Raw genomic sequence first — 25,844 nt, forward strand, 5'->3', positions numbered from 1 at the left:
GGGTGCGGCTCACCGCCGAGCGGGTCAGCGCGCCCGGTACCGGCGCACGCTCTCCTCGACGACGTCGAGCACCGCTTCGAGGTGCTCGGAGGGCAGGCCCATCGCCAGGTGCGAGACCAGGCCTTCGAGCACCAGTTCCAGGTAGGAGGTGAGCACGTCGACGGAGACGTCGTCGCGCAGGTTCCCCGAATCGCGCTGCCACTGCAAGCGGGCCCGGGTGGCCGTGGTGAGCTGCTGCGAGCGCTGCGCCCAGCGCTCGCGGAACTCGGCGTCGGTGCGCAGCCGCCGGGACACCTCCAACCGGGTGCCCAGCCAGTCGACGCCGGGGGCGTGGCCCCGGCTGCGGTCCGGGTCGGCGAGCAGGTCGCGCATCACCTGCACGAGCCCCTGTTCGGCGACGACGTCGGCCATCCGGGTGGCGTCGTCCTCCGCCAGGGCGAGGAACAGCGACTCCTTGTCCTTGAAGTGGTGGAAGATGGCTCCGCGGGACAGCCCGGTGGCTTCCTCCAGCCTGCGGACGGTGGCACCTTCGTAGCCGAAGCGCGCGAAGCAGGTCCGGGCGCCGTCGACGATCTGACGGCGCCGGGCGGCGAGGTGGTCCTGGCTGACCCGGGGCATGCGGTGATCGTTGCAGGTCCGCCGCGGCACGTGCAATCCGTACGTACGGTTTGCTGGCGCGGCGGCGGTGGCGCCGGTGCCGACCCGCGGCGAAAAACCCCGCGAAATCCGGCGAAACCGGCTCCGGGGCGGGCGTGTGGCGACGTCCGATCACCAGAACAAGGGATGCGGAAGTCGGTCCGGTGGCGGTAGCGTCGGACTCCCGGCCCGAACCTGGGGGTGAGGATGTCCGTGTCGATCGACCCGGCCGCGGCCGACTACCCGACTTCGCTCATCCGCACCCGCGCGGAGGCCGAAGCCTACGTGGCCTCGGTCTGCTTCAAGCACGGCCCTCCCCGCTTGCTCGGTGTCGAGCTCGAATGGACCGTCCACCACGCCGACGATCCCCGCAGGCCGCTCGACGCCGAGGTTCTGGCGCACGCCCTCGGCCCGCACGCACCCCGCTCCCTCGCCCCCGGCAGCCCGGAGCAGCCGCTGCCGAACGGTTCCGCTCTCACCGTCGAACCAGGTGGCCAGGTCGAGCTCTCCAGCACTCCCACGACGTCGATGGACGCGCTGTTCGGCGTGGTCACCGCCGACGCCGAGCACATCCGGCGGCGGCTGCGCCCGGCCGGGCTGGTCCTCGGCGAGCACGGCACCGATCCCTGGCGAACACCGCACCGCCTGCTGCGGGTGCCGCGCTACGCCGCGATGGAGGCCGCTTTCGACCGGATCGGCGTCCACGGTCGGCTGATGATGTGCAGCACCGCGGGGATCCAGGTCTGCATCGACGCCGGGGAACCGGACCGGATCGCGACCCGCTGGGCCGCGCTGCACGCCGTCGGGCCGGTGATGGTGGCGATGTTCGCCAACTCCCCGCGGCTGCTCGGCGCGGAGACCGGCTGGGTCTCGGCGCGGACCCGCTCGGTGCTGCGCACCGATCCGCCGCGCACCCGGCCGGGCCCGGTCGGCGGCGACCCGGCGATCGGGTGGGCCAAGCGGATGCTGGACGTCCCGCTGGTGTGCCTGCGCCGCGAGGGCGACGACTGGACGGCGCCCCGGGGCGTCAGCTTCGCGGAGTGGATCGGCGGTTCGCTGCCGACCCGGCCGACCCGCGAGGACCTGGACTACCACTTGAGCACCGCGTTCACGCCGGTGCGGCCGCGCGGCTACCTGGAGATCCGGTACCTCGACGCGCTGCCCGGCGACGACTGGATGCTGCCGGCGGCCGCGCTCATCGCGCTGTTCCGGGATGAGGCCGCGGTGGACCGGCTGCTGGAGCTCACCGCGCCCGCCGTCGGCCGCTGGTACCCCGCGGCCCGGGTCGGACTGCGGGATCCGGCGCTGGCCCGCTGCGCGCGCGACGTCCTGGAACTGGTGCGCCGATGCTTGCGGAGCCCGGACGTGCCCGCCGGGCTGCCCGCCCGGCTCACCGACTTCGTGACCGACAGGCTCGAGGACGCCGAACGGCGGACCACCGATATCCGGAGGTGACCGGTGCATTCGCAGGAGCAGGCAACGACCGGGCTGCGCGCTCGCGTCGCCGCAGAACTGGAACGGACCCGGGCGCGCAGCACCGCGCTGACCGATGCCGTCGACGACGAGGACCTGGTGCGCCAGCACTCCCGGCTGATGTCCCCGCTGGTCTGGGACCTCGCCCACGTCGGCAGCCAGGAGGAGATCTGGCTGGTGCGCGACGTCGGGGGCGCCGAGGCGCTCCGGCCGGACATCGACGACCTCTACGACGCCTTCCAGCACCCCAGGTCCGACCGGCCGAGCCTGCCGCTGCTGGGGCCTGCCGAGGCGCGCGGCTACGTGCGGGAGGTCCGGACCAAGGTCCTCGACCTGCTCGACAGCACCCCGCTGGAAGGCCGCAGGCTGGTTTCGGACGCCTTCGCGTTCGGGATGATCGTGCAGCACGAGCAGCAGCACGACGAGACCATGCTGGCCACCCACCAGCTCCGCGACGGACCGCCGGTGCTGCACGACGAGGCGCCCCCGGCCCCCGCGGTCCGCGCCCTGCCCGACGAGGTCCGGGTGCCCGCCGGGCCGTTCACGATGGGCACCTCGACCGAGCCGTGGGCGCTGGACAACGAGCGGCCGGCGCACGAGGTGCACGTGCCGGAGTTCTTCCTCGACACCGCGCCGGTCACCAACGGCCGGTACCTCGCGTTCCTCGACGCGGGCGGCTACGACGACCCGCGCTGGTGGAGCGCGGCCGGGTGGGAGTACCGGCAGCGCGCCGGGCTGGTGGGTCCCCGGTTCTGGGAGCACGTGGACGGGCGCTGGATGCGCCGGCGGTTCGGCCGCTGGGAGCCGGTGCCGCCGGGGGAGCCCGTGGTGCACGTCAGCTTCCACGAGGCCGAGGCCTACGCGGCGTGGGCGGGCAAGCGGCTGCCGACCGAGCAGGAGTGGGAGAAGGCGGCGCGCTTCGACCCCCGTTCCGGGCGGAGCCTGCGCTACCCCTGGGGCGACGCCGATCCCGGTCCGGAGCACGCCAACCTGGGCCAGCGCCACCTGCGGCCCGCCGAGGTGGGCGCCTACCCGGCCGGGGCCGCGCCCTGCGGTGCGCACCAGCTCATCGGTGACGTCTGGGAGTGGACGGCCAGCGATTTCCTGCCGTACCCGGGTTTCGCGGCCTTCCCGTACCGGGAGTACTCCGAGGTGTTCTTCGGCTCCGACCACAAGGTGCTGCGCGGCGGCTCGTTCGGCACCGACGCGGCCGCCTGCCGGGGGACCTTCCGAAACTGGGACTACCCGATCCGCAGGCAGATCTTCGCCGGGTTCCGCTGCGCCCGAACCCCGGGCGCCGACGAGATCGGCTGACGCCGTGTGCCGCCACCTGGCCTACGTCGGCCCGGACGTGCCGTTGTCGGAATTGCTGCTGGATCCCGTGCATTCGCTGCTGGAGCAGACCTGGGCCCCCACCGACATGCGCGGGGGCGGCACGGTCAACGTGGACGGGTTCGGCGCCGGTTGGTACGCCGGGGACGGCGCGCCCCGGTGCTACCGCGCCGCCGTTCCGATGTGGACCGACGAGGCGTTCCGCCAGCTCGCGGCCGGGACATCCGGCGGTGCGGTGCTGGCCGCGGTGCGCTCGGCCACCGTCGGGATGCCGGTCAGCACCGGGGCCTGCGCGCCGTTCGCCGACGAGCGGTGGTTGTTCAGCCACAACGGCAAAGTGCCCGGCTGGCCGGATTCGCTGGCGGGCACCGCCGCCGAGCTCGACGTGGTGGACCTGATGACGCTGGCCGCGCCGACGGATTCGGCCGTGCTGTGGGCGCTGCTGCGCCACCGGATCGGCAAGGGCCAGGAACCCGTGGAGGCGGTCACCGGGCTGGTCGGCGACGTGCTGCGGGCGTCGCCGGAGTCCCGGCTGAACCTGCTGCTGACCGATGGCCACCGCATCATCGCCACGACCTGCACCCACTCGCTGTGGGTCCGCCACGCCGACGACGCCGTGGCGGTCGCCTCCGAACCCTTCGGCCCCGAGCGGGACTGGCAGCCGGTCGCGGACCGGCACCTGCTCGTCGCCGACCCCGCCCGACTGGACCTGACCCCTTGCAGGAGAGCTGATGACCGATCCCGAACTGGTGGTGCGCTTCACCGAGGCGGACGCGCGGCGGGCGCTGCTGGCCGACGCGCGGGCCGGGCTCACCGACACCCCGAAGTGGGCCTCGCCCAAGTGGTTCTACGACGCCGAGGGCAGCGAGCTGTTCGAGCGGATCACCGAGCTGCCGGAGTACTACCAGACCCGGGCCGAGTCCGGGATCCTGCACCGGCGCGCGGTGGAGATCGCCGAGCTCACCGGGGCGCGGACGCTGGTCGAGCTCGGGTCCGGGTCCTCGGAGAAGACCCGCCTGCTGCTCGACGCGCTGCGCAAGAACGAGACGTTGCAGCGGTTCGTGCCGCTCGACGTGTCGGTCTCGGCCTTGCGCGCGGCGATCGAGTCCATCGCGCTGGACTACCCGGAGCTGGAGGTGCGCGGGGTCGTCGACGACTTCACCGCGGGCACGTCCGTGCCGGCCGGGCCGGAGCGGCTGGTGGCGTTCCTCGGCGGCACCATCGGCAACCTGCTGCCGTCCGAGCGCGCCCGCTTCCACGCCTCGGTGCGTGCCGCGCTGGAGCCGGGGAGTGGTTGCTGCTGGGCACCGATCTGGTCAAGGACCCGGAGCGGCTGGTGCGGGCCTACGACGACGCGCAGGGCGTGACCGGCGAGTTCAACCGCAACGTGCTGCGGGTGCTCAACCGCGAGACCGGTGCCGACTTCGATCCCGCGGCGTTCGACCACGTGGCGCGGTGGAACGCCGAGCAGGAGTGGATCGAGATGCGGCTGCGGGCCCGGCGCGCGATGGAGGTGCGGCTGGCCGAACCGCCGCTGCGGGTGGAGTTCGAGGCGGGCGAGGAGCTGCGCACCGAGGTGTCGGCGAAGTTCCGCCGGGAGCGGGTGCGCGACGAGCTCGACGCGGCGGGGTTCGACCTGCACCGGTGGTGGGTCGACGACGGCGGGGACTTCGCGCTGTCGCTGGCCCGCGCCCGGTGATGCGCGGCCCGGTGCGCGCGGCGGTCCGGCGGCTGGGCAACCGGCCGTGGTTCTCCGCGCTGGGCAGGCGGATCGTGCCGCTGGACCTCGCGGTCCAGCGGCGCACCGCCGGGCGCCTCGGGGTGCTGCGGCTGCTCGGGATGCCCTCCCTGCTGCTCACCGCGCGCGGGGCTCGCACCGGACGGCCCCGTTCGGTGCCGCTGCTGCACGTGCCCGATGCGGGGCGGTTCGTGGTGATCGGCTCGAACTGGGGCCGCGCCGGGCACCCGGCGTGGTCGGCGAACCTGCTGGCGCACCCGGACGCGGTGGTGACCTCGGCCGGTCGGGAGGTCCCGGTGCGCGCCCGGCTGGTGACCGGCGCCGAACGCGAGCGGCTGTGGCACGACGTCATCGTGCCCGCCTGGCCCGCCTACGCCACCTACGACGAGCGGGCCGGGGGCCGGGAACTGCGGGTGTTCTCGCTGGAGCCGGTGCGCTGACTCACATCAGGCCGCGGACGATGAGCAGCACCGCGCTGCCGCCGGAGAGCCCGAGCACGGCCAGCCGGGTCCACCCCGCGTCCAGCACCCGCCGCAGCGGACCGGACAGCGCGAAGCCCGCCGCGAGGAAGGGCAGCAGCACCGCGCTGGCCAGGAGCTGCTCGACCCCGATCTGGCCGCCGATCCCCAGCGAGAGCAGCGACAGCGCCCCGCCGAAGAGCATGTAGGCGGCGAGCGTCGCGCGGATCCGCGGTCCGGTCTCGTGCTGGTACAGCAAGGCCATCGGCGGTCCGCCGATGGAGGAGGCGGTGCCCGTGACACCACCGGTGAAGCCCGCCGCCAGCAGCGCGACCGGCGTCGGCCGGGGGCGCCAGGTGATCAGCGAGGCGGCCAGGCACAGCAGCACGAATTTGCCGACGGCCACGGAGAACGCGGGTCCCGGCAGCAGCGCGACCGCCAGCGCGCCCAGCGCCGTCCCCGGCGCGCGGCCGAGCACCGCCAGTCCGGCGCCGCGCCAGTCGACCTCGCTCCACTCGCGCCGCATCGCCAGCCCGGACAGCAGCAGCGACGAGACGATCAGCGGGACCGGGACCAGCGCCGGGTCCAGCGTCGCGAGCAGCGGGGCGGCGATCAGGTTCATGCCCAGCCCGGCGCAGCCCTGCACCAAGGCGCCCAGCAGCACGATCAGCCCGGCGAGGCCGAACACGACGACCGGGGTCACGCGCATCCCTCCGCCGCGCCGGGTGGGCGTCCTCGCACCCGATCGAGACTACACCGCGGGACCACCTCGCCAGCGCCCGTCATCCGGCGCGCAGCAGCCGGCGCGCGCGCTCGACCACCGGTTTGTCGACCATCCGGCCGTCCAGCACGGCCACCCCGCCGTCCCCGGCCGCCGCGACCACCGCGCGCGCCCAGGCCAGCTCCTCCGCCGACGGGGCGAGGCCCCGCCGCACCGGTTCGAGCTGGGCGGGGTGCAGGCACAGCTTCCCGGTGAAGCCGAGCCGGGCGGCGTGGCGCAGGTCCGCGTCGAGCAGTGCGGCGTCGCGGACCGCCGTGGTGACCCCGTCGAGCGGGGCCGCGGTGCCCGCCGCGGCGGCGGCCAGCACCAGTGCGCAGCGCGCGTGCCGCAAGGCCTCGCGGTCGGTGTGGTCGACGCCGAGCTGGGCGGCGAGGTCGACGCTGCCGAACGCCGGTCGCACCACGGACTCGGCCCGGCACACCTCGGCGGCGCCGAACACCCCGGCCGCCGTTTCGACCAGCGGGATCAGCGGTGCGCCCGGCAGGGCGGCGGCCAAGGCGCCGACCTGCTCGGCGGTCTCGGCCTTCGGCAGCACCACCACGGCTTCGTGCCCGCGCAGCATCGCGACGTCGGCGTCGTACCACGGGGTGCCGGCGGCGTTGATCCGCACCGCCACCGGGCCACCGCCACCGAGCAGGTCCCGGACGTGCTCGCGCGCGGTGTCCTTGTCGGCGTCGGCGACCGCGTCCTCGAGGTCGGCGATGACCAGGTCCGCGCCGGCGGCCAGGGCCGTGCCGAAGCGGTCCGGGCGGGTTCCCGGGACGAACAGCGCGGTCCGCGCGTCGGCGGCCGCCTCCCGCGGCGTCACCGCAGCCCCACCGCGGCCCGCGCCATCACCTGGGCCGGATCGGTCAGCACCGACATCGCCGCTCCGGCACCGTCCGGGGTGCCGGTGATCAGCACCCGGTCCCCGGCGAACACCGGCTTGCTGAGCCGGTAGTCCACGCTCGCGATCCCGCGATCCGCGCTGCGCCGCGCGAGGTCGGTCATCAGCAGCACCAGGAGGGGGCCGTGCACGACCAGGCCCGGGTAGGACTCGACGTCGCGGGCGTAGGGCTCGTCGTAGTGGATGCGGTGGGCGTTGGCGGTCAGCGCGCTGAACCGGAACAACCGCACCGGATCGCCGATGAAGTGCTGCTGCCACGGCGCGTCGGAGGTGGGGGCGGTGCCCGGGCGCGCGGCCTGCGGGTCCTTCGCCGCGCCCTCGCCGCTGCGGTAGACGTAGTCCTGCTCCTCGGTCAGCCGCAGCTCGCCGTCCTGCCGGTACTCGCTGCGCACCGTCACGAACGCCATCTCGCCGGACCGGCCCTGCTTGACCACCACGTCGGCCAGCGCCGAGGTGCGCTCGGCGGGCCGCCCCAGGCGCAGCGGCGCGGTGATCGACACCCGGCCGCCCGCGAACATCCGCCGCCGGTCCGGGATCGGCGGCAGGAAGTGCCCGCGCGTCGGGTGCCCGTCCCCGCCGAGTTCGGCGTGCCCGGGCCAGGACTGGAAGTGGACCCAGTGCCACAGCGGGGGCAGCGCGTCGGGGTCGAGGTGCTCGGGTGGGGTCTCCAGGACCGCGGCCAGCGCCCGGGAGGTCGCCGGCGCGAGGTCGTCGGTCTCGGTCAGCGGGGCGGGCCGCCAGTCCCGCAGGTGGGTCTCCAGACCTGCCACCGGTCCTCCTCGGTCGCTCGGGCCCTCGGGCGCTCGAGCCTTCGGTCGATTGGGCCGTACAAAACCCGGCACAGTCTCGGCGCGACCCGTTCCGGTGTCAACTCACCCGGGGCCGCATCCCGGGAGTCGGCTGTTGACCGGCGCGCATATTTGGCCGTACAAATAGCGCGATTCCTCGACGCCGACCCTGCGGCCCGGAAGGAACAGGCATGGCGACCATCGCAGAAACCCTCGCCCGGTGGGCGGTCGAGCACGAACCGGATCCGGCCGACCTCGACCTGGCGCGGCGCTCGCTGCTGGACACCGCGGCGGTCGCCCTGGCCGCCCGCGACCACCCCCTGACCCGCATCGCCGCCGAGCTGCCCGACGCGGCGCGGTGGGCGGCGGTCGGGCACGTGCTGGACTTCGACGACCTGCACATCGAATCCACCACCCACATCAGCGTCGTGATCGTGCCGACGGTGCTGGCCACCGGCGGGGACACCCGGGCCTACCTGGCGGGAGCCGGGGTGATGGCGCGGTTGGGCGCCGCGCTGGGCTGGTCGCACTACTCCGCCGGGTGGCACGCCACCTGCACCGCGGGCGCCCCCGCCGCGGCGGTCGCGGCGGGCGTGGCGATGGGGCTGACCGCACCGCAGCTCGCCACCGCGATGGCGCTGGCGGTGCCCGCCGCGGGCGGTGTGCAGCAGGCCTTCGGCACGCACGGCAAGTCGTTGCAGGTCGGGTTCGCCGCGCAGGCCGGGGTCCGGGCCGCGCGGCTGGCCCGGGCCGGTGCCACCGCCGACCCCGCAGCGCTGGACGCCTGGGCGGAGCTGGTCGGCGCCACCGGGACGCCCGATCTCGGCGGTCCCGCGGTGCCCGGCGGGCTGGCCATCAAGGTCTTCCCCTGCTGCTACGCGATGCAGCGCCCGATCGCCGCGCTGCGCGAGATCAAGGACCAGATCACCGGCGAGGTCGCCGCGGTGCGCGTGCGCACCCCGCGGGCCACCGTCACGCCGCTGCTCCACGACCGCCCGGACACCGGCCTGGAGGGCAAGTTCAGCCTGCCCTACGCGGTGTCCACCGCCCTGCTGGACGACTACCCCGACTTCGCGGCGTTCACCGACGAGGCGGTGCGCCGGGACGACGCGCAGCGGCTGCTGCGCCGGGTCGAGCTGGCCACCTCCGAAGGAGCGGACGGGTTGCTGGCCGGGCAGGTCGAGATCGAGGTGGACCACGCCGGGCCGGTGCTGCGGGTGGCCATGGGCGATCCGCCGGGCGCCCCCTCGCGGCCTCCGACCGAGGACGAGCTGGGGGGCAAGCTCGCCGCCTGCGGCGCCGACGTGCCGGGGCTGCTGGCCGGGGCGGACTGGGCCGGGGTGCGCGCGCTGCTGTCCGCGGAGCTGCCCGGAACCGACACGATCCGGACCGGGGAGGCGATCCGGTGACGCGCCCGCTGGAGGGGATCACGGTCGTCAGCATCGAGCAGGCGGTGGCCGCGCCGTTCGCCACCCGCCAGCTCGCCGACCTCGGCGCCCGGGTGATCAAGGTCGAGCGGCCCGGCGGCGGGGACTTCGCCCGCCGCTACGACGAATCGGTGCACGGGCAGGCCAGCTACTTCGTCTGGCTCAACCGCTCCAAGGAGTCCCTGGCCCTGGACCTCAAGGCCGAGGCCGGGCGGCGGGTGCTCGACGAGCTGCTGGCCACCGCCGACGTCTTCGTGCAGAACCTGGCGCCGGGCGCGGCGGCCCGGATGGGCCTGGACGCGGCGGCGCTTGCCGAGCGCAACGGATCGCTGATCGTCTGCGACGTCTCCGGCTTCGGCGCCGGAGGTTCGTGGGAGACCCGCAAGGCCTACGACCTGCTGGTGCAGTGCCAGACGGGGCTGGTGTCGCTGACCGGCACGGCCGCCGAGATGGCGAAGGTGGGCATCTCCATCGCCGACATCTCGGCGGGCATGTACGCCTACTCCGGGGTGCTCAGCGCGCTGTACCTGCGGGCCACCACCGGCCAGGCGCGCGCCGTCGAGGTGTCGCTGTTCGACTCGCTGGCCGAGTGGATGGGCCAGCCCGCCTACTACACCCGCTACGGCGGCACCCAGCCTCCTCGGGTCGGCGCCAGCCACGCCACCATCGCGCCCTACGGGCCCTACACCGCCGCCGACGGCCGGGCGGTGCTCCTCGCGGTGCAGAACGAGCGGGAGTGGGTCGCCCTGTGCGGGGAGTTCCTCGGCGACCCCGCGCTGGCCGAGGACGCCCGGTTCCGCACCGGGTCGGCCCGGGTCGCGCACCGCGCCGAACTGGACGAGGTGATCGCGGCCCGCTTCGCCGAGCTCGACGCCGACCGCGTCGGGGAGCTGCTCGACGCCTGCGGCATCGCCAACGCCGGGCTCAACTCGGTCGCCGAATTCCTGGAGCACCCGGCGCTGGTCGAGCGGGACCGGTGGCGCGACGTGGCGATTCCCGGCGCGACCGTGCAGGCGTTGGTGCCCCCGGCCAACCTGGCCGGTGTCGCGCCCCGGATGGACCCGGTGCCCGACGTCGGCGAGCACAGCGCCGCGATCCTGGCCGGACTGGGCCGGGACGCCGCGGAGATCGACCGGCTGCGCGCCGACGGCGTGATCTGACGAGGAGGACCAGGCAGTGAGCACAGCGGACATCCTGAGCGAGGACGAGCAGCTCGTCGTGCGGACGGTGCGCGACTTCGTCGACAAGGACGTCAAACCCGTCGTGCAGGAGCTGGAGCACGCCAACGCCTACCCCGAGGCGCTCATCGAGCAGATGAAGGAGCTGGGGATCTTCGGCCTGGCCATCCCGGAGGAGCACGGCGGCACCCCGGTGTCCACACCGTGCTACGTGCTGGTCACCGAGGAGCTCGCCCGCGGCTGGATGAGCCTGGCCGGGGCGATGGGCGGGCACACCGTGGTGGCCAAGCTCCTGCTGCTGTTCGGCACCGAGGAGCAGCAGCGCCGCTACCTGCCCCGGATGGCCACCGGCGAGGTCCGGGCCACGATGGCGCTGACCGAACCCGGCGGCGGGTCGGACCTGCAGGCGATGAGCACCCACGCCCGCCGCGACGGCGACGAGTACGTGGTCAACGGCGCGAAGACCTGGATCACCAACTCGCGGCGCTCCGGGTTGATCGCCCTGCTGTGCAAGACCGATCCGGCGGCGGACCCGGCGCACCGCGGCATCTCCATCCTGCTCGCCGAGCACGGCCCGGGGCTCACCGTCTCCCGCGACCTGCCCAAGCTCGGCTACAAGGGCGTGGAGAGCTGCGAACTGTCCTTCGAGGACTACCGCGTCCCGGCCGACGCGGTCCTCGGCGGGGTCGAGGGCGAGGGCTTCGGGCAGATGATGAAGGGCCTGGAGACCGGTCGCATCCAGGTCGCCTCCCGAGCGCTCGGGGTGGGCCGGGCCGCCCTGGAGGACGCGCTGCGCTACGCCCAGGAGCGGGAGAGCTTCGGCAAGCCGATCTGGCGGCACCAGGCCGTGGGCAACCACCTCGCGGACATGGCCACCAAGCTCACCGCGGCGCGGCAGCTCACGCTGCACGCCGCGCGCGAGTACGACGCCGACCGCCGGGTGGACATGGAGGCCGGGATGGCCAAGCTGTTCGCGTCCGAGGCGGCGATGGAGATCGCCCTGGACGCCGTCCGGGTGCACGGCGGCTACGGCTACTCCACCGAGTTCGACGTGGAGCGCTACTTCCGCGACGCGCCGCTGATGATCGTGGGCGAGGGCACCAACGAGATCCAGCGCAACGTCATCGCCGGACAACTGGTCAGGCGCGGTGGCCTGGACGCCTGAGCGCGCGCACCGGCGTCCGTCCCGGGACGATGCCCCGGCTCCGGTACGGTCGGGCGCACGGCGAGGGAGGTGACGCGGTGAACAGGACCGACGGGCGGGAGAGCGCCTACCTCAAGCTCGCCCGCGAGCTGCGCACCGCCATCCTGCGCCACGACTACCCGGACGGCACCCGGCTGCCCACCGAGGCCGAGCTGGCCGAGCGCCACCAGGTGAGCAGGCAGACCGTGCGCCGGGCCTTCCAGGACCTCGTCGCCGAGGGGATGGTCCACCGGGTGCCCGGCCGGGGCACCTTCGCCGCGCCCCGCGAGGAGCAGTACCTGCGCCAGTTCGGCTCGGTGGACGACCTGATGGGACTGTCCATCGACACCACCATGCAGCTCGTCGCGCCGCTGCGCAGGCAGGTCGACCTCGACGCCGCCGGACGGCTGCGCTTGGGCTCCGACAGCGTGCACACCCTGTCGTTCCTGCGGCTGCACGAGGACGTCCCGTTCTGCCTGACCACCGTGTACCTGCCGCCGGTGGTCGGCAAGCTGGTCGAGCGGGTGCCGGAGCTGACCGAGGTGGGCGCGCGCAGCCGGGTCACCATCATCGGCCTGCTGGACGGCAGGCTGGACGATCCCATCGCCGAGGCCGAGCAGAGCATCACGGTCGGCCGCGCGACCGCGGTGCTGTCGGAGCACCTGGACTGCGAGGCCGGGCGGGCGCTGCTGCGCATCGACCGGATGTACCACTCCTCGCGCGGTGTCCCGGTGGAGCTGGCGGTCAGCCACTTCCTGCCGGAGCACTACTCCTACCGGGTGCGGCTCAAGCGCAACGTGCGGTGAGCCGCCGGGTCACAACCGGTGCAGCTCCACCTGCTCCAGCGCGCCGCCGCGGACCGCGGCCGTGAGGTAGGTGTGGTGCGGCTGGCGCCTGCGGTCGGTGGGCGAACCGGGGTTGAGCAGCCGCATCCCGCGCGGCGTCGTGCTGTCCCACGGGATGTGGCTGTGCCCGAACACCAGCACGTCGGTGTCCGGGTACCGCTGGTCGCAGCGCCGTTCCCGGCCCCGCGCGGCGCCGGTCTCGTGCACCACGGCGAACCGCACCCCGCCGAGCTCCGCGCGGGCCACCTCGGGCAGCCGCCCCCGCAGCTCGGGCCCGTCGTTGTTGCCGAAGACGCCGATCAGCCGCGTGCTGCGCGCCTGGAGCTCGTCCAGCAGCGCGGGGTCCATCCAATCCCCGGCGTGCAACACCACGTCGGCGGCCGCCACCTCCCGCCACACCGGGTCGGGCAGCGTCCTGGCCCGCGCGGGCACGTGCGTGTCCGAGATCAGCAGCAATCGCACGTCGCCCATCCCAGCACGGTTCAGCGCACGGTGCCGAGCTGGGCGCGGTGCAGGGCGCTGCCGGCGAACTTCTGGGCCACCGAGCGCAGTTCGCCGGACATGGCGGTGACCGCGGGCGTCGGCGCGCGCTGGGCGGTCCGGGCGAGCAGGATGCGCCGGGTCGGTGCCGGGACGTCGGTGGCGAACCCGAGCAGCCGCACGTCGTGCCTGCGGTTGGTCAGCGCCAGCCGCGGGGCGACCGCGATGCCGAGCCCGGCCGCCACCATCGCCTGCGCTTCCTGGTAGTCGTGCGACTCGTAGGAGATGGCGGGTTCGAACCCGGCCAGGCGGCAGCTCCGGCGCAGCACCTCGGCGACCGGGTGGTTGTCGGCCCGGATGATCCACTCCTGCCCGGCGAGCTCGGCCAGGCTCACCACCGGGGAGTCGAGGAGTTCGGAGTTGGCGGGCACGACGAGCACGGTGGGGTCGTCGATCAGGTGGACCATCTCCAGCGCGGGATCGTCGATCCGGTTCCACTCGTAGTCCCACAGCAGGGCCAGCTCGACGTCGCCGGTGTGCAGCGCCTCCAGCAGCTCGGCCAGCAGCGCGGAGCGGACGCTGGTGCGCGTTCCCGGGTGCTTGCGGGCGAACCGGGTCAGCGCCAGCGGCAGCAGCGACGCGCTGGCGGTGGGGAAGGAACCCAGCCGCAACGTGCCGCGGTCCAGCTCGGCCAGCGCCCGGACGTCGGCTTCCGCGCCCCGCAGCTCGCGCCGGATCACCCGCCCCCGCTCGGCCAGCGCCCGCCCCGCGTCGGTGAGCTGGACGCCGCGCGGCAGCCGGTGCAGCAGCGGCTGGCCGACCTCGGACTCCAGTCGGGAGACCTGTTGCGAGGCCGCCGACGGGGTGACCCCCAGCGCCTCCGCCGCCGCGGTCAGCGATCCCCGCTCGGCCGCCTCGACGAGCAGCAGCACGCGGCGCACGTCCAGCACTTCGACCTCCCCGGGGCGAGCTGTTAGCCGCGCTCAACGCAGCTTTAGATCGCCGACATTGTACTGAAGTCGCGGCGGCGTCAGGGTAGGTCGACCGTTGCCCCGCCGAACAGGAAGCGACTGCCGTGCACGTACCCGCAACCCTGGTCCGAGGGGGTACCAGCAAGTGCTGGCTCTTCGACGCCGCCGCGGTGCCCACCGCGTCCGACGCGCTGGAGGCCTTGCTCGTCAACGCCTACGGCGCCGCCGATCCGGTCCAGCTCGACGGGGTCGGCGGCGCGACCCCGACCACCTCCAAGGCCGCCGTGGTCCGCCGATGCGCCGGGCCCGGAGCCGACGTCGAGTACCTGTTCGGGCAGGTCGGCATCGGCACCGGGCGGGTCGAGTGGGGCAGCAACTGCGGGAACTGCGCCACCGCCATCGCGCTGTGGTCGGTGGCGCGCGGACTCGTCCCGGTCACCGGCGACCTGACCACCGTCGTGCTGCGCAACACCAACACCGGCGCGGTCCTCGAAGCCGAGGTCGACACCACCGGCGGCCGGGTCCACGAGTTCGGCACCCAGACCGTGCCGGGCACCCGCGCGGGCGGAGTGGCGGTGGGGCTCACCTTCCTGGACCCGGCCGGCGGTGGGACCGGTGCGCTGCTGCCCGGCGGGCAGGTCGTCGAGCGCCTCCCGGTGGCCGGTGCCGAGGTCCGCGCCACCCTCCTCGACGCGGGCGCCCCCGCGGTGCTCGTCGCCGCCGCCGACCTCGGCCGCACCGGGTCCGAGGACACCGCCCGGATGCGGGCGGACGTCGAGCTGCTGCGCGCCGTGCGCCGCGCGGCGGCCGTGCGGATGGGGCTGCCCGCCGACGACGACGCCGTGCCCAAGGTCGGCCTCGTCGGCCCGCCCGCCGCGGCGCGGACCTCGTTGGGGGAGCGCGTGACCCCCGCCGACCACGACGTCTCGGTGCGGATGCTGTCGATGAACGCGCCGCACCCGGCGATCGGACTGACCTCGGCCGTGGCGGTGGCGACGGCGAACCTGATCGCCGGCTCGGTGGTGCACGAGTCCTCGGCGGCGGCGGGTGCCGCGGCGGTGCGCATCGCCACCCCGGCGGGCGTGGTCCCGGTGCGCTGCTCCGGTGGTGCCGGAGCTGCGCCGACCCGGGTCACCGTGCGCCGCGCCGCGCGCATCCTGTGCGAAGCCGATCTGCTCGTCCCCGAAATCGCCTGCCCCGCCAGCTGATCCACCCCGTCCACGCAGGACGGTCCGACCCAAGGACAAAGATGTCTGCCGAAATGATTTCCCTCGGCGCGCTGGGGGCGATGTTCGTCATCGCCACCGCGCTGCCCATCAACATCGGAATCCTCGCGTTCATCGGTGCCTTCCTCGTCGGCACCTGGTCGCTCGGGATGACCGAGGACGAGATCTTCGCCGGGTTCCCGGTATCGCTGTTCGTCACGATCGTCGGCGTGACGTACCTGTTCTCCGTCGCCCAGCGCAACGGCACCATCGACCTGCTGGTGCGCGGCGGAGTCCGGTTGGTGCGCGGCAAGGTGGCGCTGATCCCGTGGGTGCTGTTCGGCATCGCCGCGGTGCTCACCGCCTTCGGCACCTTCACCCCGGCGGCCGTCGCCCTGCTGGTCCCGATCGGGATGAGCTTCGCGCACCGCTACGGCATCAGCCAGCTCATGATCGGGATGATGGTGATCAGCGGGGCGCACGCCGGGGCGTTCTCGCCGATCGCGGTCTCCGGTGCCCTGGTGCTCGGCATGGTGGAGAACACCTCGCTCGGCATCGCGCCCGCGACGCTGTTCTTCGCCAGCTTCGGGTTCAACGTGCTGCTGTCGGTGCTCACCTTCGCGCTGCTGGGCCGCAAGCGGCCCGAGCCGGTCGAACCGACCGCCGAGGAGCGGTCCGGGGTGGACGGAGCGGGGATCACCTGGCGGCAGGGCCTCACCCTGGTCGCGCTGTCCGGGCTCGTGGTGGGCGCGCTGGTGTTCCACCTGGAGATCGGCTTCCTGGCGCTGGCGGCGGGCGCGGTGCTCACCCTGGTCGACGTGCGCGGCCAGGCCAAGGCGGTCGACGGCATCAGCTGGTCGACCATCCTGCTCGTCGCCGGGATGGTGACCTACGTGGGCGTGCTGGAGGAGGCGGGCACCATCGACGCCGTGTCCGAAGGGGCCGCCGGGATGGGGGCACCGCTGTTCGTGGCGCTGCTGCTGTGCTTCGTGGTCGCGGTGGTATCGGCCTTCGCCTCCTCCACCGCGATCCTCACCACGATCATCCCGATCGCCGTGCCGCTGCTGCTGGCCAGCCAGCTCAGCGCGGTGGGGCTGATCGCCGCGCTGGCCATCTCGACGACCATCGTGGACACCTCGCCGTTCTCCACCAACGGCGCCCTGGTGCTCAGCAACGCCCGCGGTGTCGACCGGGACCGCTTCTACAAGCAGATCATCGGTTTCACCGCGGGCATCGTCGGCACCGGGCCGCTGCTGGCGTGGGGGGTCTTCGTGGTCCCCGGGGCGCTCTGAACGCCTGGTCCGGACGGCCCCCGGTTAGCCGAGGTCGGCGGGATCGGTGTTCGCGCCGCAGAGCACGACCGCGACCCGCTCGTCCGGGGCGGGGCGGTAGGCGCCGGTGCGGAGAGCGGCGAACGCGGCGGCGGTGCCGTGCTCGACGACGATCCGGTGCCGCCGCCACAGCTCCCGGCGCGCCTCGACGATCGCCTCGTCGTCGACCAGCACCGACTCCGCCCCGGTGCGCCCGAGCACGGCGTGGGCGATGCAGCCGAGGCTGGTGGCACCCAGCGAGTCGGCGGCCACCCCGGACACCGGCACGTCGACCGGGCGGCCCGCCTCGAGCGCCGCGTGCATCGCGGCGCTGGTGCGCGGTTCGACCCCGACCACCCGCGCGCGCCCTTCGGTGGCGGCGGCGATCCCCGCGATCAGCCCGCCGCCCCCGACGGCGACCAGCACGGTGTCCACCCCGTCCGCGCTCTGCCGCAGCAGTTCGAGCCCGAGGGTGCCCTGCCCGGCCACCACCTCGGGCTGGTCGTAGGCGTGGCAGAACAGCGCACCGCCGAGCTCGGCCCGCTCGGTCGCGGCCCGGTAGGCGTCGAGGTAGCGCTCGCCGACCTGCATCACCCGGGCGCCGAGCTCGCGCAGCCGGGCCACCTTCACGGGGGGCGCGGTCAGCGGGACGAACACCTCGGCGGGCGCCCCGAGCCGCGCGGCGGCGTGCGCGACGGCCAGCCCGGCGTTGCCGCCGGAGGCGGCGACCACGCCCGCCTCCGGCAGACCGCCGTCCTCGGCCGCGCCGAGCAGCCGGTTGAACGCCCCGCGCGCCTTGAACGACCCGGTGTGCTGGAGGAACTCCAGCTTCAGCCAGGCCCGGGCGCCGGGCAGTTCGCCGGTGACCTCCACCAGCGGGGTGTCGCGGACGTGCTCGGCGATGCGGCGGGCGGCGGACTCGACGTCGGTGAGAGCGATCACCGGCCGAGTGTAGAAAACCGGCCGCGTCCCCGGGAGCGGGTCCCTCAGCCGCGGCCCACGTACTCGCGCAGGTGGCGGGCGGTCAGCGTGGTGCCCGAGGCGACCAGCTCCGCGGGTGTCCCGGTGAACACCACCCGGCCGCCGTCGTGCCCCGCGCCCGGGCCGAGGTCGATGAGCCAGTCCGCGTGCGCCATCACCGCCTGGTGGTGCTCGATGACCACCACCGTGGCGCCGTCATCGACCAGCCGGTCCAGCAGGCCGAGGAGCTGGTCCACGTCGGCCAGGTGCAGCCCGGTGGTCGGCTCGTCGAGCACGTAGGTCCGCGTCTTCTCGGCCATGTGGATGGCCAGCTTGAGCCGCTGCCGCTCGCCGCCGGACAGCGTGGTCAGCGGCTGCCCGAGCCGCAGGTAGCCCAATCCCACGTCGTCGAGCCGTTCCAGGACGGCCCGCGCCGCCCGGCTGCCCGCGAAGAACTCGCGGGCCTGGGCGACCGACATCGCCAGCACCTCGCTGATGTTCTTGCCGTGCAAGGTGTGCGCGAGCACCTCGGGCTTGAAGCGGGCGCCTCGGCACTCCTCGCAGACCGACGCGACCCCGGCCATCATCGCCAGGTCGGTGTAGACCACGCCGATGCCCTTGCACTTCGGGCAGGCGCCGTCGGAATTGGCGCTGAACAGCCCCGGTTTGACGCCGTTGGCCTTGGCGAAGGCGGTGCGGACGGCGTCGAGCAGGCCGCTGTAGGTGGCCGGGTTGCTGCGCCGGGAACCGCGGATCGGCGACTGGTCGACCACCACCACGTCGTCGCGGGTGCCGAGCGAACCGTGGATGAGCGAACTCTTACCCGAGCCGGCGACACCGGTCACCGCCGTGAGCACGCCGAGCGGGATGTCGACGTCGACGTCCTTGAGGTTGTGCTCGCGGGCGCGTTCGATCCGCAGCGCCCCGGTGGACCTGCGGACGGGCTCGCGCAGCGCGACGCGGTGGTCGAGGTGCCTGCCGGTCGGGGTGCCGGAGGCCCGCAGCCCGGCGACGTCGCCGGTGTAGCCGATGCGCCCGCCCGCCGAGCCAGCGCCGGGACCGAGGTCGACGACGTGGTCGGCGATCGCGATGACCTCCGGCTTGTGCTCCACCACGAGCACTGTGTTGCCCTTGTCCCGCAGTCGCAGCAGCAGGTCGTTCATCCGCGCGATGTCGTGCGGGTGCAGGCCGACGGTCGGTTCGTCGAAGACGTAGGTGACGTCGGTGAGGCTGGACCCCAGGTGGCGGACCATCTTCACCCGCTGGGCCTCGCCGCCGGACAGCGTGCCGGACTCGCGGTCCAGGCTGAGGTAGCCGAGGCCGATCTCCACCAGCGAGTCCAGGGTGGCGCGCAGCGTCGTCAGCAGCGGCGCCACCGAGGGGTCGTCGATCCCGCCGACGAACGCGGCCAGCTCGTCGATCTGCATGGTGGCGCAGTCGGCGATGCCGCGTCCGGCGATCTTGGCCGATCGCGCGGCGGCGCTGAGCCGGGAACCGCCGCACTCCGGGCACTCGGCGAACACCACGGCGCGGTCCACGAACGCCCGGACGTGCGGCTGCATGGACTCCCGGTCCTTGCCCAGGTACAGCCGCTGCACCTTGACCAGCAGGCCCTCGTAGCTCAGGTTCGAGGTGCCCACCTTGATCTTGGTGAGCGGCTTGTGCAGGAAGTCCGCCCACTGCTGCTCGGTGTAGTCGGCCAGCCGGACGTCCGGGTCGACGAAGCCGGAGTGCGCGATCGTCTGCCAGTACCAGGAGTCCACCTGGAAGCCGGGCGCGGTGATGGCGCCCTCGTTCAGCGAGCGCCCGGTGTCGTAGAGCTCGCCGTGGTCGATCGTCGCCACCCGGCCGAGCCCCTCGCACTCCGGGCACATGCCTTCGGGGCTGTTGAAGCTGAACGCCGACGCGGTGCCCACGTGCGGCTCGCCGAGCCTGCTGTAGACGATCCGCAGCATGGTCAGCGCGTCGGTGGCGGTGCCGACGGTGGACCGCGAGTTGCTGCCCATCCGCTCCTGGTCGACGACGATCGCCGCGCTGAGGTTGCGCAGGGCGTCGACGTCGGGCCGCGCGGGGCTGCCCATGAACGACTGGAGGAAGGCGGTGTAGGTCTCGTTGATCAGGCGCTGCGACTCGGCGGCGATGGTGCCGAAGACCAGCGAGGACTTCCCGGAACCGGAGACCCCGGTGAACGCGGTGAGCCGTCGCTTGGGGATGTCGACCGACACGTCGGCCAGGTTGTTCTCGCGCGCGCCTCGGACCTCGATCATGTCGTGGTCGTCGGCGGCGGGCGGAGCTGAACGCGGAGTGCCCATGCCACCCGTCCTGATTGGTTTACGCCGTAAGAAGACGCTTCAGCCTACCTGATCGGGTGGGTTCCGGAGGGCCACTCCAGCGCACGGGCGCTGTCGAAGCGGCGCGGTCGCCCCGACACCGGGTCGGTGAACTCCAGCGACCGGGCGAGCAGCCGCAGCGGGTCGGTGAAGTCGTCCGGCGCCCGGTGGGCGACGACCGGGTACAGCTCGTCGCCCACGATCGGCAGGCCCAGCGAGTTCAGGTGCACCCGCAACTGGTGGGTGCGCCCGGTGCGGGGGAGCAGCCGGTAGCGGCCGAGACCGCCGCGCCGCTCCAGCAGCTCGACCCGGGTCTCGCTGTTCGGTTCGCCGGGCAGCTCGCGGGCGGCGTGCACGCCGCGCTCCTTGACGATCCGGCTGCGCACCGTGCGCGGCAGCGCCACGGCCGGGTCGTGCGGGGCGATCGCCTCGTAGACCTTGCGCACCGCGCGGTCCTGGAACAGCCCCTGGTAGGCGCCGCGCAGTTCCGGGCGCACGACGAACAGCACGACCCCGGCGGTCATCCGGTCCAGCCGGTGCGCCGGGCTCAGGTCGGGCAGCCCGAGCTCGCGCCGCAGCCGGACGAGGGCGGTCTGCGCCACGTGCCCGCCGCGCGGGGTGGTGGCCAGGAAGTGCGGCTTGTCGACCACCACCAGGTCCTCGTCGCGGTGCAGCACGTCGAGGCCGAAGGGCACCGGCACCTCGGTCGGCAGGTCGCGGTGGAACCACACCGATGCGTGGGGGACGAACGGCGCGGCGGGGCCCACCGGACCGTCCTCGCCGACGACCTCCCCCGCGCGCAGCATCGCCTCGATCCGGTCCGCGGGCAGCATCGGCAGCCGCTCGACGAGGTGCTCCAGCACCGTCGCCCAGGGGCCTTCGGCGGGCAGCCGGATCCGGGTGGCGTCGACCCCGTCGCGCGGTGGCAGCGGGGAGCGCGGTGTGCGTCGCATCGACCCGCGAGGATAGCCGCGGGTCCGTCAGCCCCGTTCCGCGCGGTACCGGAGCTCGTCGGTGGTGAGCACGCCCAGCGCGGTGCGGTCCGCCGGGTCGAGGTGGTCCAGCGCCACCCGCCGGAAGACGTAGTCCAGCACCGAGGTGCAGCGGTCGAGGTCGGGGTCCGAGACGGGCCCCGCAGGGTCGAAGCGGGTCCCCACGTAGCGGCGCACGTAGGACTCCAGGGGCACGCCGTGCTGCAACCCGGTCGACACCCCGGCCAGCAGGCCGTCCAGCAGCCCGGCGAGCGGATCGGCGCCCGCGCCGATGCGCGCCCAGAGCTCGCCCAGCGTGCCGTCCGGGTAGGAGTTGGTGATCAGCACGCCTTCGACACCGTCGATCTCGAAGTGCCGCGCGGTGCCGCCCCGCCGCGGGGACGGCCGCCGGCGCGCGGTGCCCGGGTCCAGCGCGATGACCGGGCGCTTGCGCCGCGGGCGGACGAGTCGGCTGGGGGTCATCGGCGGCAACGGCTCCTTCACCGGGTGATCTCGGCGACCGTACAGCAGGCGCGGGGGTGGTCCGGTCGGCGGGTGCGCGCGGGCCCGTCCGGGTCAACGCCAGGCGAACAGCGGCTGCTCCAGGTGGGCCACCCTGGTCGGCCGCCCGTGCAGCGCGACCTCGGTGAACTGGTGCAGCACCGCGGCCGTCGGCGCGTGGATCAGGGTGCCCACCAACGGGAGGCCGATCACCGGCCGGTCGGATTCGGCGATCCGGGAGTAGGTGGGTGCGACGTCGAGCTCCCCGAAGGGCACGAAGTGCACGTGGGCGACCTCGGCCGGGTTCGGGCGCAGCGGGGGAGCGCCGCCGATCCACACCACCACCGGGGTGATCACGTAGCCGGAGCGGGTGGCGAAGTCGTCGAGCCGCCCGAGCACCTGCCCGGGATCGACCCGCACGCCCAGCTCCTCGTCGAGCTCGCGCAGCGCCGCGTCCTCGGCGGTCTCACCGGGATCGAGGCGCCCGCCCGGCAGCGCGAACTGCCCGGAGTGGGCGCGCAGGGTGGCGGCGCGCCGGGTCAGCCAGATACCCCGCCCGGTCCCGTCGTCGGCCACGGCGACGGCCACCGCCGAGGCCCGGTGTCCCGTGGGGTCGAGCGGGCGCACCGGGAAGGCCCGCAGCCGGTCGGTCAGCGCGGCGCGGTCGGTGCGCGGATCGGCGCCGTCGCGCGAGGGGGCGGGCATCGGCACCTCCTGATCGATCGACGGGGGCATTGTGGCACGGACCTCGGGAATAAGTTAGCCTCGCAAATGGTTGTGCGATGCAACTGAATGTCATGCGGGGCGACGATGCCCGTCCGCAGCACGAGCACGCCGAATCCCTGAGGAGGTCCGTTGTCCGAGGACCAGCCGAAATCGCTGATCCGAACGCTCGCGTCGACGCTGTGGTTCCCCGTCTTCTTCATCGTCGGGTTCATGGTCTTCTACCTGCTCCCGATGCACTCCCCGGCGCCGCACGACATGCCCGTCGCGGTCGTGGGGCAGGGCGCGGCGCAGCAGCTCGCGGGCAGCTTCGAGCAGGCCATGCCGGGCGCCGTCGACGTCTCCGCGGTGCCCGATGAGCAGGCCGCGCGCGAGTCCGTCCTGGACCGCGAGGCGATCGCCGCCTACGACCCCGCCGACGGCGACCTCTTCTACGCCAAGGCCAACGGCGCCGCCATGATGCAGGTGCTCCAGCAGACCTTCGCCCCCGTCGCCTCGGCCTCCGGCAACCAGCTCCAGATGATCGACCTGGCGCCCAACGCGCCCGGCGACACGATGGGCACCGCGCTGCTCTACTGCCTGCTGGCGATGAACATCTCGCCCTACATCGCGGTGATGATGCTGCTGCGCGCGCCGCTGAACCTGCGGCAGAAGCTCTCCTCCCTGGTCGGCATCGGCGCGCTTGCGGCGGTCGTCTGCTACAGCGTCGCCCGGGTGCTGGAGGTGGTCCCGAACCAGCCGGTGCTCATGCTGGTCGGGTTCCTGCTGACCCAGGCCGTCGCCTGGGTGACCTTCGGGCTGGTGCCGATCTTCAAGCAGTTCATCCCCGGCGTGGCGATGGGCCTGTTCGTGCTGCTGAGCATGCCCTCCAGCGGCGGGGCGATCCCGAAGGAGCTGGTCCCGCCGTTCTTCCAGGCGCTGCACCCGCTGCTGCCGCTGGGGCAGACGGTCGACGCGATGCGCGGCATCATGTACTTCGACGGCGCGGGCGTCGCACCCGGTGTCCTCGGGTTGGGCGTCTGGCTGGTCGTCGGCGTCGGACTGGTCGCCTTCAACGAGTTCCGCGTGCGCCGCGGCGGCGAGGCCGAGGAAGCCGAGGCCGGCGGCTACGAGCACGAGGACGAGGGCGACGCGGTGGTCGACCCGTTGCTGGCGGCGCCGAAGCCGGTGCACCACCGGACGCTGGCCGGGGTGGTGCGGGACGCCTCCGGCGAGCCGGTGCCCGGTGCCATCGTCACCGTCACCGACACCTCGGGGATGCAGCTCGCCCGGATCGTGGCCGCGCGCGACGGCGGCTACGAAGTGCAGGACCTGCCCGGCGAGCACGTCACCGTCGTGGTGTCCGCGTCGGGGATGCGTCCCGCCGTGGACCGGGTGCACCTGCACGCCGGGCGCACCCAGGACCACGACTTCGCCCTGGCGGCCGAGGCGGCCGCCCGGGCGGTGCCTGCGGCCCGCTGACCCGCCGCCCGGCCGACTGCCGCCGGTCGGCCGGGCGCTCAGCCCTCGAACAGGTGCTGGAAGAACGTCGTCAGGGAGCGGAAGACCGCCGACACCGCGGTCAGCAGCATGTCCCAGGCCCCGCGCACCGCCGCCGCGGCGCCGACCGGGTCGCGGATCATCAGGAATCCGCCCACCACGACAGCGACGGCGACGATCCCGAGCACGGCCTTGCGATTGGCGACCATCATCCCTCCCACGCCCGCCGGATGCGGCCGAGACCCTACCCGGTGCCCGGACGCGCGCGACGCCGCCGCGCCGCAACCGCCTCGGCTGTGGCAGGCTTCGGTCCGCTCGCAGGGCACCATTCGCAGGACACCACCGGGTGCCGGGAACGGGGGTGTGCGGGACCGTGGTCGTGCCGACCGACCTCGACGCGCTGCTGCGGCCGCTCGCGCCGCGGGTCCTGGCCGCGCTGGTGCGCCGCTACGACGACGTCGACCTGGCGGAGGAGGCGGTGCAGGAAGCGCTGCTCGCCGCGGCGACCCGGTGGCCCGAGGGCGGGACCCCCGACGACCCGCTGAGCTGGCTGATCGCGGTCGCCTCCCGGCGGTTGATCGACCTGGTCCGCAGCGAGCGCTCGCGCCGGCGCCGGGAGACGGCGGCCGCGGCCCTGCGACCGCCGGACGAGCACCTCGCCCCGCCGGCCGACGTCGCCGGCGAGCCCGACGACGACGCGGTGACCTTGCTGTTCCTGTGCTGCCACCCGGCGCTCTCGCCGCCCTCGCAGGTGGCGCTCACCCTCCGCGCCGTCGGTGGGCTCACCACCGAGCAGATCGCGCGGGCCTTCCTGGTCCCGGAGAGCACGATGGCGCAGCGCATCAGCCGCGCCAAGCAGCGGATCAAGGCGACCGGCGCCCGGTTCGCCGATCCGCCCGAGGACCGCGCCGAACGGCTGCGCGCCGTGCTGCACGTCCTCTACCTGGTCTTCAACGAGGGCTACACCGCGACCTCGGGGCCGGAGCTGCACCGCGCGGAGCTGACCGCCGAGGCCATCCGGCTCACCCGCGTCCTGCACCGCCGGTCGCCCGCGGACGGCGAGGTCGCGGGTCTGCTCGCGCTCATGCTGCTGTGCGACGCGCGCCGGCCCGCCCGCACCGGTCCCGGCGGCGAACTCGTCCCGCTCGCCGAGCAGGACCGCGGCCGGTGGGACCGGGACGCCATCGCCGAAGGGGTCGAGCTGCTCACCCGGACCCTCGCGACCGCACCGCTGGGGCCCTACCAGCTCCACGCGGCCATCGCCGCCGTCCACGCGGAGTCGCCGTCGGCCGAGGAAACCGACTGGCCGCAGGTCCTCGCGCTCTACGAGCTGTTGCAGGAGCTCGCCCCGAGCCCGGTGGTCGCGCTCAACCGCGCGGTCGCCGCGGCGATGGTGCACGGGCCGCGCGCGGGCCTCGACCTGATCGCGGCCCTGGAGGAGGACCGGCAGCTGGCCGGGCACCACCGCCTGCACGCGGTGCGGGCGCACCTGCTCCAGCGGGCGGGCGATCACGACGGCGCCCGCACCTCCTACCGGATCGCGGCGCGGCTGGCGACCAGCCTGCCCGAGCAGCGCTACCTGCGGGAGCAGGAGCTCGGGCTGGCCCGGATGCCCGGTCGCTGAACCCGCGCGGCAGGGGATGTCGAAAGGACGTCGACGGCTCCGACCTCCGGGTGCGAGCGGCGTCACCAGGCGCCGCCGGAGCAGCGCCGGGCCACGGCGCGGACAGGAGCGATCATGGGCCACCCAGTGGTGCACTTCGAGGTCATCGGCCAGGACCCGGCCGCGTTGCGGGCCTACTACGGCCAGCTGTTCGGGTGGGAGTTCCACACCGGTGATGCCGCGACCGACGAGGTCTCCGCACCGGGCGACTACGGCTTCGTCGACGGCGGCACGACCGGCGGGATCAACGGCGGGATCGGGGGCGGCGCGGGCTACGCGCGCCGGACCCTCTTCTACGTGGGCGTCCCCGACGTCGCGGAAGCGCTCGCGCAGGCCGAGAGCCTCGGCGGGACGCGCCTGATGGGACCGGCGAAGGCCCCCGGCGGCGACCTGGTCGTCGCGCACTTCGCGGACCCGGAGGGCAACCTGGTCGGCTTGGCGGGCACCGCCTGACCTGCGCCCGAGGTGGTGCCCGCGACCGCCGCGGGCACCACCGACCCGCACCCGGCGGGTGCCGCACTACGCT

The 25,844-nt window shown here is 74.1% G+C and carries 24 protein-coding genes and 2 pseudogenes; 14 read left to right on the forward strand and 12 right to left on the reverse strand.

The window, feature by feature from the left end; all coding sequences use genetic code 11:
• Positions 1–24 precede the first annotated feature (24 nt).
• The gene (locus ACQP0T_RS13495) at positions 25–618 is read right to left on the reverse strand and encodes a TetR/AcrR family transcriptional regulator (protein ID WP_433873426.1); all 594 of its coding nucleotides are present in this window, start codon (positions 616–618) and stop codon (positions 25–27) included.
• Between the two features lie 225 nt (positions 619–843).
• On the opposite strand from ACQP0T_RS13495, the gene egtA reads away from it, so the two are divergent.
• The 5 genes and pseudogenes from egtA (at position 844) to ACQP0T_RS13520 (ending at position 5,619) form a co-directional block, all read left to right on the forward strand.
• Positions 844–2,091, forward strand: coding sequence for an ergothioneine biosynthesis glutamate--cysteine ligase EgtA (egtA, locus tag ACQP0T_RS13500; protein WP_433873428.1), 1,248 nt, complete (start codon positions 844–846; stop codon positions 2,089–2,091).
• 3 nt (positions 2,092–2,094) lie between these two features.
• Complete coding sequence (egtB, locus tag ACQP0T_RS13505) at positions 2,095–3,423, forward strand: ergothioneine biosynthesis protein EgtB (RefSeq protein WP_433873430.1); 1,329 nt, start codon at positions 2,095–2,097, stop codon at positions 3,421–3,423.
• A 37-nt stretch (positions 3,424–3,460) separates the two neighbouring features.
• Positions 3,461–4,099 (forward strand): annotated as a pseudogene (egtC, locus tag ACQP0T_RS13510) (ergothioneine biosynthesis protein EgtC); the annotation flags it as partial.
• Between the two features lie 73 nt (positions 4,100–4,172).
• Positions 4,173–5,140: pseudogene (gene egtD / locus ACQP0T_RS13515) on the forward strand (L-histidine N(alpha)-methyltransferase).
• Positions 5,140–5,619, forward strand: coding sequence for a nitroreductase family deazaflavin-dependent oxidoreductase (locus tag ACQP0T_RS13520; RefSeq protein WP_433873704.1), 480 nt, complete (start codon positions 5,140–5,142; stop codon positions 5,617–5,619). The pseudogene egtD and the gene ACQP0T_RS13520 overlap by 1 nt, the downstream one beginning before the upstream one ends.
• A 1-nt stretch (position 5,620) precedes the next feature.
• Here ACQP0T_RS13520 and ACQP0T_RS13525 read toward each other — a convergent pair whose 3' ends face one another.
• From ACQP0T_RS13525 to ACQP0T_RS13535, 3 genes are all read right to left on the reverse strand, one after another.
• Positions 5,621–6,346 (reverse strand): sulfite exporter TauE/SafE family protein, encoded by a 726-nt coding sequence (locus ACQP0T_RS13525; RefSeq protein WP_433873431.1) that lies wholly within the window; start codon positions 6,344–6,346, stop codon positions 5,621–5,623.
• A 73-nt stretch (positions 6,347–6,419) separates the two neighbouring features.
• Positions 6,420–7,226, reverse strand: coding sequence for an HpcH/HpaI aldolase/citrate lyase family protein (locus tag ACQP0T_RS13530; RefSeq protein WP_433873433.1), 807 nt, complete (start codon positions 7,224–7,226; stop codon positions 6,420–6,422).
• Positions 7,223–8,074, reverse strand: coding sequence for an FAS1-like dehydratase domain-containing protein (locus ACQP0T_RS13535; protein WP_433873435.1), 852 nt, complete (start codon positions 8,072–8,074; stop codon positions 7,223–7,225). The genes ACQP0T_RS13530 and ACQP0T_RS13535 overlap by 4 nt, the downstream gene beginning before the upstream one ends.
• Positions 8,075–8,283: 209 nt before the next feature.
• On the opposite strand from ACQP0T_RS13535, the gene ACQP0T_RS13540 reads away from it, so the two are divergent.
• The 4 genes from ACQP0T_RS13540 (at position 8,284) to ACQP0T_RS13555 (ending at position 12,686) form a co-directional block, all read left to right on the forward strand.
• A complete protein-coding gene (locus ACQP0T_RS13540) occupies positions 8,284–9,501 on the forward strand; it encodes an MmgE/PrpD family protein (protein ID WP_433873436.1) in 1,218 nt (405 codons plus the stop codon).
• Complete coding sequence (locus ACQP0T_RS13545; protein WP_433873437.1) at positions 9,498–10,679, forward strand: CaiB/BaiF CoA transferase family protein; 1,182 nt, start codon at positions 9,498–9,500, stop codon at positions 10,677–10,679. Before ACQP0T_RS13540 ends, ACQP0T_RS13545 begins: the two co-directional genes overlap by 4 nt.
• A gap of 16 nt (positions 10,680–10,695) precedes the next feature.
• Positions 10,696–11,862 carry an acyl-CoA dehydrogenase family protein gene (locus ACQP0T_RS13550; RefSeq protein ID WP_433873438.1) on the forward strand — a complete coding sequence of 389 codons (1,167 nt, stop codon included), beginning with the start codon at positions 10,696–10,698 and terminating at the stop codon, positions 11,860–11,862.
• A 77-nt stretch (positions 11,863–11,939) separates the two neighbouring features.
• Positions 11,940–12,686 carry a GntR family transcriptional regulator gene (locus tag ACQP0T_RS13555; RefSeq protein WP_433873440.1) on the forward strand — a complete coding sequence of 249 codons (747 nt, stop codon included), beginning with the start codon at positions 11,940–11,942 and terminating at the stop codon, positions 12,684–12,686.
• Between the two features lie 9 nt (positions 12,687–12,695).
• Here the strand turns inward: ACQP0T_RS13555 and ACQP0T_RS13560 are convergent, their stop codons facing one another.
• Complete coding sequence (locus tag ACQP0T_RS13560) at positions 12,696–13,187, reverse strand: metallophosphoesterase family protein (RefSeq protein WP_433873706.1); 492 nt, start codon at positions 13,185–13,187, stop codon at positions 12,696–12,698.
• A 20-nt stretch (positions 13,188–13,207) separates the two neighbouring features.
• On the reverse strand, positions 13,208–14,155 hold the full coding sequence (locus ACQP0T_RS13565) for a LysR family transcriptional regulator (protein WP_433873441.1): 948 nt from the start codon (positions 14,153–14,155) through the stop codon (positions 13,208–13,210).
• A 125-nt stretch (positions 14,156–14,280) separates the two neighbouring features.
• Here ACQP0T_RS13565 and ACQP0T_RS13570 point away from each other — a divergent pair, with 125 nt between their 5' ends.
• Both ACQP0T_RS13570 and ACQP0T_RS13575 read left to right on the forward strand, forming a co-directional pair.
• Positions 14,281–15,384, forward strand: a complete 1,104-nt coding sequence (locus ACQP0T_RS13570) for a PrpF domain-containing protein (RefSeq protein ID WP_433873443.1) — start codon at positions 14,281–14,283, stop codon at positions 15,382–15,384.
• Between the two features lie 41 nt (positions 15,385–15,425).
• Entirely contained in the window at positions 15,426–16,673 is a 1,248-nt protein-coding gene (locus ACQP0T_RS13575; RefSeq protein ID WP_433873445.1) for an SLC13 family permease, read from the forward strand.
• A 24-nt stretch (positions 16,674–16,697) separates the two neighbouring features.
• On the opposite strand, the gene ACQP0T_RS13580 is transcribed toward ACQP0T_RS13575, so the two are convergent.
• The 5 genes from ACQP0T_RS13580 to ACQP0T_RS13600 all read right to left on the reverse strand — a co-directional run bounded on the left by ACQP0T_RS13580 (position 16,698) and on the right by ACQP0T_RS13600 (position 22,158).
• Entirely contained in the window at positions 16,698–17,633 is a 936-nt protein-coding gene (locus ACQP0T_RS13580) for a threonine/serine dehydratase (protein ID WP_433873447.1), read from the reverse strand.
• A gap of 44 nt (positions 17,634–17,677) precedes the next feature.
• Positions 17,678–19,963: an ATP-binding cassette domain-containing protein gene (locus ACQP0T_RS13585; RefSeq protein ID WP_433873448.1), complete on the reverse strand. Its 2,286-nt coding sequence runs from the start codon at positions 19,961–19,963 to the stop codon at positions 17,678–17,680.
• Between the two features lie 44 nt (positions 19,964–20,007).
• The gene (locus tag ACQP0T_RS13590) at positions 20,008–20,934 is read right to left on the reverse strand and encodes an RluA family pseudouridine synthase (protein WP_433873449.1); all 927 of its coding nucleotides are present in this window, start codon (positions 20,932–20,934) and stop codon (positions 20,008–20,010) included.
• A 27-nt stretch (positions 20,935–20,961) separates the two neighbouring features.
• The gene (locus ACQP0T_RS13595) at positions 20,962–21,435 is read right to left on the reverse strand and encodes a hypothetical protein (RefSeq protein ID WP_345366473.1); all 474 of its coding nucleotides are present in this window, start codon (positions 21,433–21,435) and stop codon (positions 20,962–20,964) included.
• Positions 21,436–21,528: 93 nt separating this feature from the next.
• Positions 21,529–22,158, reverse strand: coding sequence for an NUDIX hydrolase (locus ACQP0T_RS13600; RefSeq protein ID WP_433873451.1), 630 nt, complete (start codon positions 22,156–22,158; stop codon positions 21,529–21,531).
• 150 nt (positions 22,159–22,308) lie between these two features.
• On the opposite strand from ACQP0T_RS13600, the gene ACQP0T_RS13605 reads away from it, so the two are divergent.
• Positions 22,309–23,637 (forward strand): carboxypeptidase regulatory-like domain-containing protein, encoded by a 1,329-nt coding sequence (locus tag ACQP0T_RS13605; RefSeq protein WP_433873452.1) that lies wholly within the window; start codon positions 22,309–22,311, stop codon positions 23,635–23,637.
• A gap of 38 nt (positions 23,638–23,675) precedes the next feature.
• Here ACQP0T_RS13605 and ACQP0T_RS13610 read toward each other — a convergent pair whose 3' ends face one another.
• Positions 23,676–23,867: a hypothetical protein gene (locus tag ACQP0T_RS13610; RefSeq protein ID WP_433873453.1), complete on the reverse strand. Its 192-nt coding sequence runs from the start codon at positions 23,865–23,867 to the stop codon at positions 23,676–23,678.
• 161 nt (positions 23,868–24,028) lie between these two features.
• On the opposite strand from ACQP0T_RS13610, the gene ACQP0T_RS13615 reads away from it, so the two are divergent.
• Both ACQP0T_RS13615 and ACQP0T_RS13620 read left to right on the forward strand, forming a co-directional pair.
• Positions 24,029–25,279 (forward strand): RNA polymerase sigma factor, encoded by a 1,251-nt coding sequence (locus tag ACQP0T_RS13615; protein ID WP_433873454.1) that lies wholly within the window; start codon positions 24,029–24,031, stop codon positions 25,277–25,279.
• A gap of 114 nt (positions 25,280–25,393) precedes the next feature.
• Positions 25,394–25,771: a VOC family protein gene (locus tag ACQP0T_RS13620; RefSeq protein ID WP_433873456.1), complete on the forward strand. Its 378-nt coding sequence runs from the start codon at positions 25,394–25,396 to the stop codon at positions 25,769–25,771.
• Positions 25,772–25,844 lie beyond the last annotated feature (73 nt).

The sequence above is a fragment of the Saccharopolyspora sp. CA-218241 genome (genome assembly GCF_050954615.1).
In the GTDB taxonomy this organism is placed as follows: domain Bacteria; phylum Actinomycetota; class Actinomycetes; order Mycobacteriales; family Pseudonocardiaceae; genus Saccharopolyspora; species Saccharopolyspora cebuensis.